13 protein-coding genes and 1 tRNA gene are annotated in these 12614 nt (G+C 67.7%); 5 read left to right on the top strand and 9 right to left on the bottom strand.

Going from position 1 to position 12614, the window contains the following annotated elements:
- Positions 1-58: 58 nt before the first annotated feature.
- From ACN2C7_RS19355 to ACN2C7_RS19340, 4 genes are all read right to left on the bottom strand, one after another.
- Complete coding sequence (locus ACN2C7_RS19355; RefSeq protein ID WP_419319096.1) at positions 59-457, bottom strand: type II toxin-antitoxin system VapC family toxin; 399 nt, start codon at positions 455-457, stop codon at positions 59-61.
- The gene (locus ACN2C7_RS19350; protein WP_419319095.1) at positions 454-705 is read right to left on the bottom strand and encodes an AbrB/MazE/SpoVT family DNA-binding domain-containing protein; all 252 of its coding nucleotides are present in this window, start codon (positions 703-705) and stop codon (positions 454-456) included. Before ACN2C7_RS19350 ends, ACN2C7_RS19355 begins: the two co-directional genes overlap by 4 nt.
- Before the next feature lie 76 nt (positions 706-781).
- Positions 782-1990: a carbohydrate porin gene (locus tag ACN2C7_RS19345; protein WP_419319094.1), complete on the bottom strand. Its 1209-nt coding sequence runs from the start codon at positions 1988-1990 to the stop codon at positions 782-784.
- A 409-nt stretch (positions 1991-2399) separates the two neighbouring features.
- Positions 2400-2475 (bottom strand) — tRNA-Ala (locus ACN2C7_RS19340).
- A 113-nt stretch (positions 2476-2588) separates the two neighbouring features.
- Between ACN2C7_RS19340 and ACN2C7_RS19335 the strand changes: the two genes are divergently transcribed.
- The 3 genes from ACN2C7_RS19335 to ACN2C7_RS19325 all read left to right on the top strand — a co-directional run bounded on the left by ACN2C7_RS19335 (position 2589) and on the right by ACN2C7_RS19325 (position 5139).
- Positions 2589-2903, top strand: coding sequence for a YggT family protein (locus ACN2C7_RS19335; RefSeq protein ID WP_419319093.1), 315 nt, complete (start codon positions 2589-2591; stop codon positions 2901-2903).
- A 3-nt stretch (positions 2904-2906) separates the two neighbouring features.
- Entirely contained in the window at positions 2907-3185 is a 279-nt protein-coding gene (locus ACN2C7_RS19330) for a DUF167 family protein (protein WP_419253869.1), read from the top strand.
- 217 nt (positions 3186-3402) lie between these two features.
- Positions 3403-5139 carry an ATP-binding protein gene (locus ACN2C7_RS19325; protein WP_419319092.1) on the top strand — a complete coding sequence of 579 codons (1737 nt, stop codon included), beginning with the start codon at positions 3403-3405 and terminating at the stop codon, positions 5137-5139.
- Here ACN2C7_RS19325 and ACN2C7_RS19320 read toward each other — a convergent pair.
- The 3 genes from ACN2C7_RS19320 to ACN2C7_RS19310 form a co-directional block, all read right to left on the bottom strand.
- Positions 5088-5543 (bottom strand): very short patch repair endonuclease, encoded by a 456-nt coding sequence (locus ACN2C7_RS19320; RefSeq protein ID WP_419319091.1) that lies wholly within the window; start codon positions 5541-5543, stop codon positions 5088-5090. The two genes, ACN2C7_RS19325 and ACN2C7_RS19320, sit on opposite strands and share 52 nt — an antisense overlap.
- A gap of 10 nt (positions 5544-5553) precedes the next feature.
- Positions 5554-6540 (bottom strand): cysteine synthase A, encoded by a 987-nt coding sequence (gene cysK / locus ACN2C7_RS19315; RefSeq protein ID WP_419319090.1) that lies wholly within the window; start codon positions 6538-6540, stop codon positions 5554-5556.
- Positions 6541-6609: 69 nt separating this feature from the next.
- Positions 6610-7749: a DNA cytosine methyltransferase gene (locus ACN2C7_RS19310; RefSeq protein ID WP_419319089.1), complete on the bottom strand. Its 1140-nt coding sequence runs from the start codon at positions 7747-7749 to the stop codon at positions 6610-6612.
- Positions 7750-7795: 46 nt separating this feature from the next.
- Between ACN2C7_RS19310 and ACN2C7_RS19305 the strand changes: the two genes are divergently transcribed.
- On the top strand, positions 7796-8248 hold the full coding sequence (locus ACN2C7_RS19305) for a COG3650 family protein (RefSeq protein WP_419319088.1): 453 nt from the start codon (positions 7796-7798) through the stop codon (positions 8246-8248).
- Positions 8249-8256: 8 nt separating this feature from the next.
- On the opposite strand, the gene ACN2C7_RS19300 is transcribed toward ACN2C7_RS19305, so the two are convergent.
- Both ACN2C7_RS19300 and ACN2C7_RS19295 read right to left on the bottom strand, forming a co-directional pair.
- A complete protein-coding gene (locus ACN2C7_RS19300) occupies positions 8257-8391 on the bottom strand; it encodes a hypothetical protein (RefSeq protein WP_419319087.1) in 135 nt (44 codons plus the stop codon).
- 283 nt (positions 8392-8674) lie between these two features.
- Positions 8675-9862 (bottom strand): acetyl-CoA C-acyltransferase, encoded by a 1188-nt coding sequence (locus ACN2C7_RS19295; protein ID WP_419319086.1) that lies wholly within the window; start codon positions 9860-9862, stop codon positions 8675-8677.
- A 365-nt stretch (positions 9863-10227) separates the two neighbouring features.
- Here ACN2C7_RS19295 and ACN2C7_RS19290 point away from each other — a divergent pair, with 365 nt between their 5' ends.
- Entirely contained in the window at positions 10228-12609 is a 2382-nt protein-coding gene (locus ACN2C7_RS19290; RefSeq protein WP_419319085.1) for a TonB-dependent receptor, read from the top strand.
- The last annotated feature ends 5 nt before the right edge of the window (positions 12610-12614 follow it).

Raw genomic sequence — 12614 nt, 5'->3', positions numbered from 1 at the left:
CCGCATCCACGGCGGGCCCGCTTTGCATCGGGACCGTTTCAGCCCGCGAAATTCCGCCTCACGCGGGGAGGCGCGCGCTCAGGCCCTGGGCGTCCAGCAACCTCACGGCCTGGTCGTCGAACGACACGAAGGTCTCGGCGCCCAGCCAGCCGCCCTCATGGGCGATGACGCCATCGGCAAAATCGCCGCCGGCCCTGAGCACGGTCAGGCCAGCCTCCACTGCCGGACGGTCGACGACGACATTGGCGCCGTTCATCAGCCGCTGGATGGCTTCGCCGATGTCTGACGCGGGGACCCGATAGCCCCTGGACAGCACCCACACCAGTTCGCACAGAGCGGGCAGGGTCAGGGCGACAAGCCCTGCATTGGCCAGTTCGACCTGGGCCCGAGGGCTTTGCTGCGGATCGTCTCCGGTGATGGCCCGGACGAGGATGTTGGTGTCGGCGGTGATCTTCACCTTTTGCCGGCCCAGCCGCGGGAGGCGATGGCGTTCATCTCCTCGATGGAGAGGGATGGCCCGCCATGGCGCTTCAGGAAGTCGAACGCATCGGCGATGTTGCCGGCAGGTTTCGCGGCCCTCACCTCAATCCGCCCGTCGGGCAGCTTGCTCAGTGTGATCTTGTCGCCGGGGCCAATGCCCAGGTGGTCGAGCAATCCCTTGCGAAGGGTGACCTGACCCTTGCTGGTGACGGTGAGCGTATTCATGTCGCGTCTCCCTGACCCAAAATGTAAGGGAAAAATGCCTTACATTCAAGATCGCGAGGGCGGTTGTCGCTTTGATCTAGAACCCGACGCTGATCCGCAGGGCCGCGATGACCGCGTGGCCGATGCTCGCGTCGCCGGCCGGGTTGAACACATATTGCAGGTCGGGCTGCAGGGTGATTGGGCCGACCGTATCGGCATAGGTCAGTTCCAGGGCCGCTTCAGAGCGGCGCAGGGACGTGCCGGCGTCGAGGGCGTTGGCGCGGCTCCTGTCGCTGAACCAGGCCTGGTTGGCGCCGAACGACAGGGCGCTGTCGGGGCGACCTGCAAAGACCTGCTGGATCAGGATCCCGGCCTGCCAGCCCCCCGAGAAGTCGGTGGTGGCGCCGTCTGACAGGCCCAGGCGCGCGAAGGCGACGCCGCGACGCGGGCCTTCGGTTCGCGCGTGGAGCGGATGCTCGGCCAGCAGATAGACGCCGTGGGCGTTGCGGCGCGCCGGGTCGCCGGCGGCGTCCAGGTCGCGGATGTCGTCCTGCTCGCGGGTATAGCGCCAGGCGCCGATGGCCAGTTTGCTTGAGCCGGCCCAGCCCGCCTCGGCGATCAGCAGGGCGCCGCTATCGAACGAGGTGTCGATCCCGTCGGGGTCACCCAGCACGCCGGCCTCGGCGTTCAGCGCGGCGGCCTGGACGTAGAGATCCTCGCGCGGCGCCCATTTCAGGCGGACGGCCAGGGCGGTGGAGGGAAAGATCGACGGGCCGTTGGGGCCGGTTGCGGCCAGTTCCGAGCCGATGCCGAAGGCCGGGGCGATCAGCAGTCCGGCGCTGTCATTGGCGTAGAATTCGCTGTTGAGGTCGTAGAGGCCGATCCGCACCGAGGCGCTGTCGGCGGCGAAGCTCTGCTGCACCCAGGCCTCGAACAGGCGGGTGCGGGCGCGCGAGACCTCGATATTGTCGACGCCCTGGGCCGTCCCTGCGTCGTCATTGGGTATGCCGCCGCTGTTGTTGAGCACCAGCAGATGGGCCGATCCGCCGGCCCAGCCGACAGCCTTGTCCAGATCCAGATCGAGGCCCAGCTCGAGATTGTCGAGAAAGCGGCCGCGCCTCGAAATTCCGCCGTCGATCACGCCTGTGACGCCGGCGGTATAGCCTATGCTCAGGTCAAGAGCGGGCGATTGGGCCTCGTCTGCCAGGGCCAGGCTGGATGCGCCAAGCATAGATGCGGCGGCCACGGAGCCGATCCCCAGGGCGCGACGGCGCCGGCGAACGCTGGTCCTGAACTGTGCGTGCATCTGACGGCTCCAGCGCGTCGAAAGTCTGTCGAACGCTTGGTGAGGATGGCGCGCGGCGGCGGACATCCCGTTAACTGACCCGTGCGGAAGCCCGCGACGAGTTGTCGCGCACCTCCTGGGGCCTGGCCTGCGTCAGTATGACGCTGAGGACGGGTGGCGGGGCATGAAAATGTCTTGCGAGGGCGGAAGGTGGATTAGCCTTGCGCCGGGGGCGCGGGGTCTTCGTCGAATAGTTCGGCCCGGGTGGCGGCGTCGTGATCGTTGAGCATCCGCCGGCAGAGCGCCGGGGGCCCCCGCCGGAGGCGCGAGGCGGCGACCAGACCCCAAAATTCCACCGAAGGCGCCAACCCGCCGGGTTGCCGTCATCCGGCCCCGGGAGGCGCCGGAAGGGTCTTTTCAGAGAGGTCCTTGGTGGAGCCGAGGGGAATCGAACCCCTGACCTCGTCATTGCGAACGACGCGCTCTACCAACTGAGCTACGGCCCCAAGGAAGCGCGGGAATAGGGCGGGGCGGAGCCTGCGTCAAGCGGGGCAATGCAGCTTGGCTTGCCAGCGGGGGCAAGGCGCGGCAAGAAGCGGGAGTCTCGGACGGGAAACCCATGGCCGCCATTATCACCTTTGTCTTCTTCATCGCTTCCGCGCTGCTCAGCCTGCTCTGGTGGGCCATCATCATCTCGGCGGTTCTCAGCTGGCTGGTGGCGTTCGATGTGATCAATCTGCGCAACAGCGCCGTCTATCAGATCAGCACATTCCTGGACCGGGTGACCGGCCCGGTGCTGCGGCCGTTCCAGAGGATCATTCCGCCGCTGGGCGGGGTGGATGTCAGCGCGATCATCGTCCTGTTGCTGATCACCGGCGTCAAAGACATCCTGTTGCCGTCACTGAAGTTTGCGCTGATCGGCCTGCTGGGCTGATCCATGCTGCTGGCCGTCCGCCTGACGCCGCGCGGCGGGCGTGACGGCGCAGACGGCTGGGCCGTGGACGCTGACGGCCGGCCCTATCTGAAGGTGCGCGTGACCAGCGCCCCGGTCGAGGGCGAGGCCAACGCCGCCCTGATCGCCTTTGTCGCCAAGAGCCTGCGCCTTCCCAAATCCGCCGTCCGGCTGGCGGCGGGCGCGACCGCGCGTCTCAAGCGGCTTGAGATCGACGGCGTTGAAGAGGCGGATCTCGAGCGCGTGTTTGGACCCCGCCCCTGATCAACGGGTACTGGCGCGCCACGCGCCGCTAGGGTAGAATTTGCCTCTGGTGAATCCCGTGAAGGCCGGGTTCGCCACGAAAATTGCGGCTGCCCCACGGAAACGCCGACAACTCGACCATTGACGGGATGCTGGTGCTTCGCGTCATCTCAGGTTTCGGCGCTGAAGCTGGCCGGTGGCACTACGTATGCGTCAAGCCGGGGGGGACGAGGCGTCGATGGGGGTGAGCGAACCGCAGAGTGACTTGGCGCGCGCCGCAAGCTCGCGACGCGCCAACCTCTATCTGCGCCTGTTCGCCACGCTGACCATTTCGGTCATCCTGTATGTCTTCATCGATATGCAGTGGGTGTGGATCTGGGCCGGGCTCTATCTGGCGGCGCTGACGCTCGAGTTCTGGACTACCCGTGAGGTCCTGGCCAACCCCGAGGTTCGGCCCGCGCGCTGGCGGTGGCTGTTGCTGGCGGCCTTGCCCTTCCTCACGGCGGCCATTTTCGGCTTCTTGGCCCTTCCGCTCTTCGCCTCGCACCAGCGGTTCGCCCCCACCCTGGGCGGCATGCTGCTGGCCGGCGCGCTGCTCAACGTCATTGTCGTCAATGCCGGCCAGAAGTCAGCGACCCTTTGGGCCGCTGGACCCCATGTGTTGTATCTGCTGGCCGCGCCGATAGTGGCCCGGGCGGCCAATCCGGACGCGCCGCTCGCCAACGCCCTGTGGGTGGGCGCCCTGCTGCTGATCGCGTCGGTCACCGTGGCCAGCCGCACGCTCAATGCGGCCCTGAAGGCCGAGGCCGACGCCAAGGAAGAGGCCGAGCTGCGTCGACATGAGGCGGAGGAGGCCGTGGCCGCCAAGTCGGCCTTCGTGGCCATGATCAGCCATGAACTTCGCACCCCGATCAGCGCCATCCTGGCCGGGGCGGCGCGCCTTCACAGCGAGGTCCCCGAGGCCAGTTCCAAGATCCACGCCCAGCTGATCTCGGACGCCGGCGGCCTGATGCGGGCCCTGCTCAACGACCTGCTGGACTTCTCGCGCCTGGATGTCGGCCGCATGGCCGTCGAGAAGACGCCGTTCAACCTGCGCCAGACCCTGGCCGGCGCCCTGCGACTATGGCGGCCCGAATTGGCCAAGAAGGGCCTTCGCCTCAGGATCGAAGGCGCCGCAACCCTGCCCAGATGGGTGGCGGGCGACGCGCTGCGGCTGCGCCAGGTGCTCAATAACCTGCTCTCCAACGCCATCAAGTTTACGGACCGGGGCGTGATCTCGGTGCGGTTCAACAGTCGGGAAGACGGCGTCGAGCAGCGCCTGACGATCACCATCGCCGACACCGGTTCCGGGATTTCCCCGGCCAATCTGTCGCGGTTGTTCACACCGTTCGAGCAGCTGAGCACCAATGTGGTTCGCCAGCATGGCGGCTCGGGACTGGGGCTGGTGATCAGCCGTGAACTGGCCCGGCTGATGGGCGGCGATCTGGCCGTCAGCAGCGTGGAAGGGCAGGGCGCGACCTTCACTCTGACCCTGACCGTCGGGGCCGCCGAGGCGCCGAAGGCCGAAGACGGCGGTCCGTCCATCGCCGGCGCGCGGGTGCTGGTGGTCGACGATCACGTGGTCAACCGCCGGGCCATCGAACTGGTGCTGCAGCCCTTCGGCATCGAGGCCACCCTGGCCGAGTCCGGCGAGCAGGCCCTTGAACTGCTGGGAGCCAAGGTGTTCGACGCGGTGCTGATGGATGTCTACATGCCGGGCATGGACGGTCGCGAAGCCACCCGCATCTTGCGGGCCGGCGCGGGCCCCAATCAAGACACTCCGGTGGTTGCCGTCACGGCCTCGGCCACGCCCAAGGACTGGGAGGCCTGTCTGGCCGCCGGCATGAACGCTCACGTCGCCAAGCCGATCGATCCGATCGAGCTCTATACGGCGCTCACCCAGGTGCTGGTCGGCGGCGTCCGCGTCGCGGCCTGATCCAGGGTTTGCGCCAGGCGGGCCTTCAGCGCTCCGGCGTCCTTCATCTCGCATTCCCAGATCGTCTCGACCCGCCAGCCGGCCGCTGTCAGGGCTTGGGCGGCGGCGGCGTCGCGCGCCCGGTTGCGCGCCACCTTGGCCAGCCAGTAGTCGCGGTTGGCCTTGGGCACGCGCGACCCCCGCGCGCAGTCATGGCCGTGCCAGAAGCAGCCGTGAACGAAGAAAGCCAGCTTCCTGCCCGGCATCACCAGGTCGGGCTTGCCGGGCAGGTCCTTGCGATGCAGGCGATAGCGGGCCCCGAGCGCTGTCAGCGTCTTGCGCAGCAGCCGCTCGGGGCCGGTGTCCTGGCTCTTGACGCGCGCCATGACGGCGGAGCGCTTGGCCCGGTCATAGACGTCGGTCACCGGGGCTCAGCTACAGTCCGTCGAACAGCGCCGTGGACAGGTAGCGTTCGGCGAAGCTGGGGATGATGGCCACGATCAGCTTGCCGGCGTAGTCGTCGCGCAGGGCCAGGTCGAAGGCGGCGGTCAGGGCCGCGCCCGAGCTGATCCCGACCGGCAGGCCCTCGACGGCGGCCGAACGGCGGGCCATGGCGAAGGCGTCGTCATTGCTGACCTGGACGATCTCGTCGATCACCCCGCGATCCAGGATGCCCGGCACGAAGCCGGCGCCGATGCCCTGGATCTTGTGCGGACCGGGCGCGCCGCCCGACAGCACGGCCGAGGCTTCCGGCTCGACGGCGACCATCTTCAGCGAGGCCTTGCGGGCCTTCAGCACCTGGCCGATGCCCGAGATGGTGCCGCCGGTGCCGACGCCCGAGACCACGGCGTCGACGGCGCCGGCGGTGTCGTTCCAGATCTCTTCTGCCGTCGAGACACGGTGGATCAGCGGGTTGGCGGCATTCTCGAACTGCTGGGGCATCACCGCGCCGGGGGTGGCCTCGATGATCTCCTGGGCGCGGGCGACGGCGCCGCGCATGCCCTTCTCGGCCGGGGTCAGCTCCAGCTTGGCGCCCAGCAGCAGCAGCATCTTGCGGCGCTCGATCGACATGCTTTCGGGCATGACCAGGATCAGCTTGTAGCCCTTGGCGGCGGCCACGAAGGCCAGCGCAATGCCGGTATTGCCGCTGGTCGGCTCGACGATGGTGTCGCCGGGGGTCAGAACGCCCTGGGCTTCCAGGGATTCGATCAGCGACACGCCGATGCGGTCCTTGACCGAGGCTAGCGGATTGAAGAACTCCAGCTTGGCCACGACCTCGCCCTTGGGCTGGATCTGCGCCGACAGGCGCGGCAGCCGGATCAGCGGGGTGTCGCCGATGGTGTCGAGGATCGAGTCATAGATCTTGCCGCGCCCGGAACGCTTGTAGCGGGCGGCATCATAGGCGGGGGCGCCATCGGCCATGGTGGGATCTCGCGAAAGGTTGGCGGGTCAAAAGTCACCTTACGGCGTGGGTTTTAGCCTGTCAGCGGGTCATTCGGCGGCAAGGCTTGCAGATTTGCTATCGGTGAGGGGTTCCAGCAGGCGCGCCGCCAGCCAGCGCACCACCGGCGGGGCCACGCCGTCGCCGATCACGTGCAGACCGGCCGTCTGGCTGCCGGGCAGGACGTAGGTCTCGGGCAGGCCCATCAGGCGGGCGCCTTCGCGCGGGCTGATCAGGCGCGAGCGGACCTCGCCTCTGTCGATCACCAGCAGGGTCTGGCGCGACGAGCCGCCGCGCGGCGTGCGCAGGCAGCCGGCCAGGCCATCGAACCGGGCTTCGGCCCGCTGCTGGCCGTCTCGCATGCGCTTGAACACCGCCCCGACCGCGCGCTGGCCGCGCTGCACATGGGCCTCGACGGCGGCGCGATGGGCCGGGGCCATCAGGGCCAGCAGGGCCTGGGTCCTGTCGGGCGTGTTCCAGGTGACGGCGTCGTCGGGCTCCAGCAGGGCGGCCAGATCGGTGTTGCGGGCCGGCGGCGCGTCCAGGCCCCACCAGATCCAGTTCGCCTGCAGAGCGTCGGGCAGCCGCGCCTGGGCGGCCTTGACCGCGCGACTGTGGAACGGGCTGGGCCCGGCCAGGGCGTCGACCGGCTTGCGGGTGGCGATCACGAAGACGCGCGGCCGCGATTGCGGGGTGAACCGCGCCGCGTCGATCTCCAGCGCCCCGAAGCGATAGCCTTCATCGGCCAGGGCCTGGCACAGGGCGGTGAAGTCGCGGCCCTCGTGCGAGGTCAGCAGGCCCACCACGTTCTCGACGACGATGGTGTCGGGCCCGCGTCCGGCGGCCTTCAACGCCTGCATCAGCTTCCAGAAGCCGAAAAAGGCCGAGGAGCGCCCGCCTGTGAGGCCCGCGCGGGCTCCGGCCAGGCTGAAGTCCTGGCAGGGGCTGGAGGCCCAGGCCAGATCGGCGTCCGGCAGGGTGTCGGCCTCGATGGCCCAGACGTCGCCCTGATGAAAGTGCCCATCCCCGTTGGAAGCGCCGGCGTCGGGGAAATTGGCGCGATAGGCGGCCGCCTTCAGCGGGTCGAAATCATTGGCGAAGGCGCAGGTCCAGCTGTCTCCCAGGCCGATGCGGGCCATGCCGCCGCCGGCGAAGAATTCAAGGAAGGCGGGAGAGGCTTTTCGAGTCATGTCGTGTGAGACTAGCCTCGTCGGGCAACAGGGAATAGCCGCCGCCATGCTTCGCACAGCCGCCTTGTCGATCCTGCTTCTGACCCTGGCCGCCTGCGGCGAGGCGTCGATGAGCGCTTCGGAAGAGCCCGCGCCGCCGGCCGACGCCCCGGCCTCGGCCAGGACGCCTGACTATGCCGGCGATATCGACGTGATTGGCACAGAGCCGTTCTGGGCGGTGAAGATCCGCGCCGCCAGCGTCGCCCTGACCCGTCCCGACGCGCCCGAGGTCAGCAACGCCAATCCCGGCGTGCGGATCGACGGCCAGCAGGGCGTGTGGGATTCAAACGGCGTCGAGGAAGGCAAGGGCCGGGTGGTCGTGCGCCTGACGCCGGGCGTCTGCACCGACGGCATGTCGGACCGCGTCTACCGGTTCTATGCCGAGGTGTGGATCGACGGCGAGACGCTGAAGGGCTGCGCCGAGCACACCGCGATCCTGGCGGCTCAGCCCAAGCCCTGACGCAGACCCTAGCCTCGTCCCAGTTCGATCGTCTCGATCGATGATTGAGCGTGGCGGGGCTTGTTGGCGCCGGGGGTGGGCAGCAGCAGGCCGATGGTGACAGCGAGGACAAGGGCGAGGGCGAAGAAGGCCTTGATGGCCATGGCGGGTCTCTGGTCTGGCGTCACGCGGCAATCGCGGGATGCGCCTTCGGCAACACAGATGGTTGCCAAAGGCCGGGGTTCAAGTGGCGCCCCCAAAAGAAGGCCGAACGTCCCGTCAGGATGCAGAAAGGGCCGGAAACCCGATTGAAGGTTTCCGGCCCCACTGGGCTCTATCTGCGTGTCATCCCGGCCGTAGCGCAGCGAAGAGCCGGGACCGCAGGAAGCTCAGCGCTTGCCGTGGTCCCGGATAGCCTCTGCGAGGCTTCCGGGATGACACCATAAATCAGAAGATCTCGAACAGACCCGCCGCGCCCATGCCGCCGCCGATGCACATGGTCACCACGCCCAGCTTGGCGCCGCGACGCTTGCCTTCCAGCAGCAGGTGGCCGGCGCAGCGGGCGCCGGTCATGCCGAAGGGGTGGCCGATGGCGATCGAGCCGCCGTTGACGTTGTACTTCTCCGGATCGATGCCCAGCTTGTCGCGGCTGTAGAGGCACTGGCTGGCGAAGGCTTCGTTCAGTTCCCACAGGTCGATGTCATCGACCTTCAGGCCGTGGCGTTCCAGCAGGCGCGGCACGGCATAGACCGGGCCGATGCCCATCTCGTCGGGCTCGCAGCCGGCGACGGCGAAGCCGCGGAAGGCGCCCAGCGGGGTCAGGCCGCGACGGGCGGCCTCGGCGGCTTCCATCACCACCACGGCGGCGGCGCCGTCCGACAGCTGGCTGGCGTTGCCGGCGGTGACGAACTTGCCTTCGCCCATCACCGGCTTGAGGCTGCTCAGGCCTTCCAGGGTGGTGTCAGCGCGGTTGCACTCGTCCTTGTCGACCATGTAGTCGACGAAGCTCTCTTCCTTGGTTTCCTTGTTGACCACCTTCATCTTGGTGGCCATCGGGACGATCTCGTCCTTGAACAGGCCGGCGGCCTGGGCGGCGGCGATGCGCTGCTGGCTGCGCAGGGCGTATTCGTCCTGGTATTCGCGGCTGATATTGTAGCGCTTGGCCACGATGTCGGCGGTGTCGATCATCGCCATCCACAGGGCCGGATGGGACTTCATCAGCTTTTCTTCGGTGATGTGGAATCGGTTCATGTGACCGCCCGCATTGACCAGCGAGATCGACTCGACGCCGCCACCGATGGCGACATTGGCGCCGTCGTTGCGAACATAGTTGGCCGCCGTGGCGATGGCCTGCAGGCCCGACGAGCAGAAGCGGTTGATGGTCTGGCCCGAAACGGTGACCGGCAGACCGGCCCACATGGCGGCGTTGCGCGCCACGTTCATGCCGGTGGCGCCTTCAGGACCGCCGCAGCCCAGGGCCACGTCTTCCACTTCGCCGCCGTCGAGGCCGGCGCGCGACACGGCGTGCTGGATGGCGTGACCGGCCATGGCCGCGCCATGGGTGTTGTTGAAACCACCGCGGACTGACTTGGCCAGACCGGTGCGGGCGTAAGAGACGATGACCGCTTCGCGCATTGGGCGCTTCTCCCCGTTAAACGTTAGTTTGAATTGGCGGCCACCCTAGACTCGGAATCCCGCTGGCGAAAGGTCACGCGCACGTAAAGCGGCTTTGGCCCGGCCGGGCGCGGGCGGCCTGCGCCGTTGGACGGGGCGGGACACCGGTGTCTTGGCTTTGCCGCGCAATCCTTGACCCTGATTTTACCCTCCCGAGCCCGGTCCATGCCTCCATGCTGCGGATGTGCGCCAGCCGGGACACAAGGCGGGAGACTCGTCCGAGCACGTCCTGAATCGGCGTTGACTTTGATTGACCTGAACATGAACCCTCAGGTTGCGGCCGGGCCTGGCCCAGAGACCGCGAAAAACGTCTGGGAGGACTACACATGAGCTCTACGAACCGGCGCCCCCGCACCCGCCATGCGCTGCTGGCCGCCACCGCCTTGGCGGGCCTTGTGGCCCTGCCCTCCCTGGCTGCGGCCCAGGACTCCACCGTCGAGGAAATCATCGTCACCGCCACCAAGCGCGACTCGACCATTCTGGACGTGCCGTTTTCGATCAACGCCCAGACCCAGCAGGACATCCAGCGTTCCGGCGCGGTCACCCTGGAAGACCTGTCGCGCAATGTCGCCAGCCTGACGATCCAGAACCTCGGCCCCGGCCAGAGCCAGGTCTCGGTGCGCGGCGTTTCGGCCGGCCAGGTGGTTCGCGACCAGCCGGGCGTCAAGGAACAGGTCGGGGTCTATCTCGACGAGTCGGTGATCTCGCTGTCGCTGTTCACCCCCGACATCGACCTCTTTGACCTGAACCGGGTGGAAACCCTGCGCGGCCCGCAGGGCACGCTGTTCGGCTCGGGGTCGGTGGGCGGCACCATCCGCTACATCACCAACCAGCCCAAGATCGGCGCCTTCTCCGGCGTGGTCGAGGCCAATGCCAACATGGTCGATGGCGACGACACCGGCGGCTACGTCAAGGGCGCGGTCAATCTGCCGGTCTCCGACAAGGTCGCCGTGCGCGCGGTGGGCTATTATACGAAGTATGCCGGCTTCATCGACGCCCGCACCGAGGGCGGCGGTCGCAAGAAGAACGTCAATGACGGCAGCCGCACCGGCGGCCGCGTGTCGGTGCTGCTGCAACCGACCGAGACCATCAGCATCACGCCGCGGGTGGTCTATCAGGAGATCCGCGCCAACGGCTTCAACCGCCAGGAAGCCTTCAACCTGTTCGCCAACCCCAACACCACCAGCCGCACGCCGGTGCGACTGGGCGAGCGTGAACAGCATCTGCTGCTGGATGAAAGCTTCGCTGACGACACCCTGCTCACCGACCTGACCGCCTCGATCGGGATGGGCGCCGTCGAGCTGACCTCGGTGACCAGCTATGTCGATCGCAAGATCCACATCGACCGCGACGCCAGCGCCCTGACCGGCAGCGTCTCGGTGGATCTGGGCTATCCGTCGGCGGCCGTGCTGCTGCCGTCCAAGCTGGTCGACACCACGGACCTGGAGCAATTCACCCAGGAGCTGCGCCTGGGCTCGACCGGCGATGGCCCGTTCCAGTGGGTGTTCGGCGGCTTCTATTCCGAGGTCGACCGCATCTATGACCAGCGCCTGCCCACCCCCGGCTATGACGCCTTTACCGACGCCACCCTGGGCGCCGGCACCTCGGCGGCGGTGGCCAACGGCTTCCCCCGCAACTCGCCCTACAACGCCTCCTTGCCCTACAACATCAAGCAGAAGGCCCTGTTCGGCGAAGCCAGCTACAAGCTGGACAAGCTGACCGTCACGGCCGGCGGGCGGTTCTATGACTTCGAGGAAACCCGCCAGTTCAAGTCGGGCGGCCTGTTCGCCAACGGCGACAACCAGGTCGACAAGACCGCGTCCGACGGCTTCACGCCCCGGGTTCTGGTGGCCTACGAGGCCAGCGACACGGTGACGTTCAATGCCCAGGCCGCCCAGGGCTTCCGGCTCGGCGGCGTCAATGACCCGCTGAACCTGCCGCTGTGCTCGCCACAGGACAAGGCCATCTTCGGCGGCTTCCAGTCCTATGACGACGAGACGCTGTGGAACTACGAGGCCGGCGTGAAGTCGCGTTTCGGCGGGATCAGCTTCAACAGCGCCGTCTTCTATACCGACATCAAGAACCTGCAGACGACCCTGGACGCCGGCTCGTGCTCCTCGCGCGTGGTGTTCAACGTGCCCAAGGCCCACACCAAGGGCATCGAGGCCGAGTTCTCCGCGCGTCTGGCGCCGGGCTTCGATATCGGCGTCTCGGGCAGCCTGCTGGAAGCCGAGTTCGACTCGACCGTGAAGGACGGGTCGGGCGCGGTGCTGGGCGGCATCCGCGAGGGCAACCGCCTGCCGTCGGTGCCCAAGTTCCAGATCTCGGCCGACGCCACCTATTCGTGGACCGTCCGCTCGGGCATGGAAGCCTATGCCACCGCCTCGGTGCAGCACATCGGCAGCCGCTATACGCAAGCCAGCGACCAGGAGAACAATCCGCGCTCCTTCACCTCGGGCCTGGCGTTCGGCGGGGCCACCGGAACCGTGCCGACGGTCGTCAATCTGCAGCTGCCTAGCTACGAGATCGTCAATTTCAGCATCGGCCTGGAGATGGACAACGGCGTCGACCTCATCGCCTACGCCAACAACGTGTTCGACGAGAACCCGCTGCTGTCGTTTGATCGCGAACGCGGCGGCCGGGCGCGCCTTGGCTACACGGTCGGCCAGCCGCGCACGATGGGCGTGACGGTGCGGCGGACCTTCTAGTCCGT

This window comes from Caulobacter sp. ErkDOM-E, from assembly GCF_048541895.1.
Lineage (GTDB): Bacteria > Pseudomonadota > Alphaproteobacteria > Caulobacterales > Caulobacteraceae > Caulobacter.
This window is presented reverse-complemented; position numbering and strand designations above follow the sequence as displayed.

Coding starts and splice junctions, on each gene's coding strand:
- ACN2C7_RS19350 (WP_419319095.1), bottom strand. CDS start 705: ATGAATACGCTCACCGTCACCAGCAAGGGTCAGGTCACCCTTCGCAAG.
- ACN2C7_RS19345 (WP_419319094.1), bottom strand. CDS start 1,990: ATGCACGCACAGTTCAGGACCAGCGTTCGCCGGCGCCGTCGCGCCCTG.
- ACN2C7_RS19335 (WP_419319093.1), top strand. CDS start 2,589: ATGGCCGCCATTATCACCTTTGTCTTCTTCATCGCTTCCGCGCTGCTC.
- ACN2C7_RS19330 (WP_419253869.1), top strand. CDS start 2,907: ATGCTGCTGGCCGTCCGCCTGACGCCGCGCGGCGGGCGTGACGGCGCA.
- ACN2C7_RS19325 (WP_419319092.1), top strand. CDS start 3,403: ATGGGGGTGAGCGAACCGCAGAGTGACTTGGCGCGCGCCGCAAGCTCG.
- cysK (WP_419319090.1), bottom strand. CDS start 6,540: ATGGCCGATGGCGCCCCCGCCTATGATGCCGCCCGCTACAAGCGTTCC.
- ACN2C7_RS19310 (WP_419319089.1), bottom strand. CDS start 7,749: ATGACTCGAAAAGCCTCTCCCGCCTTCCTTGAATTCTTCGCCGGCGGC.
- ACN2C7_RS19305 (WP_419319088.1), top strand. CDS start 7,796: ATGCTTCGCACAGCCGCCTTGTCGATCCTGCTTCTGACCCTGGCCGCC.
- ACN2C7_RS19300 (WP_419319087.1), bottom strand. CDS start 8,391: ATGGCCATCAAGGCCTTCTTCGCCCTCGCCCTTGTCCTCGCTGTCACC.
- ACN2C7_RS19295 (WP_419319086.1), bottom strand. CDS start 9,862: ATGCGCGAAGCGGTCATCGTCTCTTACGCCCGCACCGGTCTGGCCAAG.
- ACN2C7_RS19290 (WP_419319085.1), top strand. CDS start 10,228: ATGAGCTCTACGAACCGGCGCCCCCGCACCCGCCATGCGCTGCTGGCC.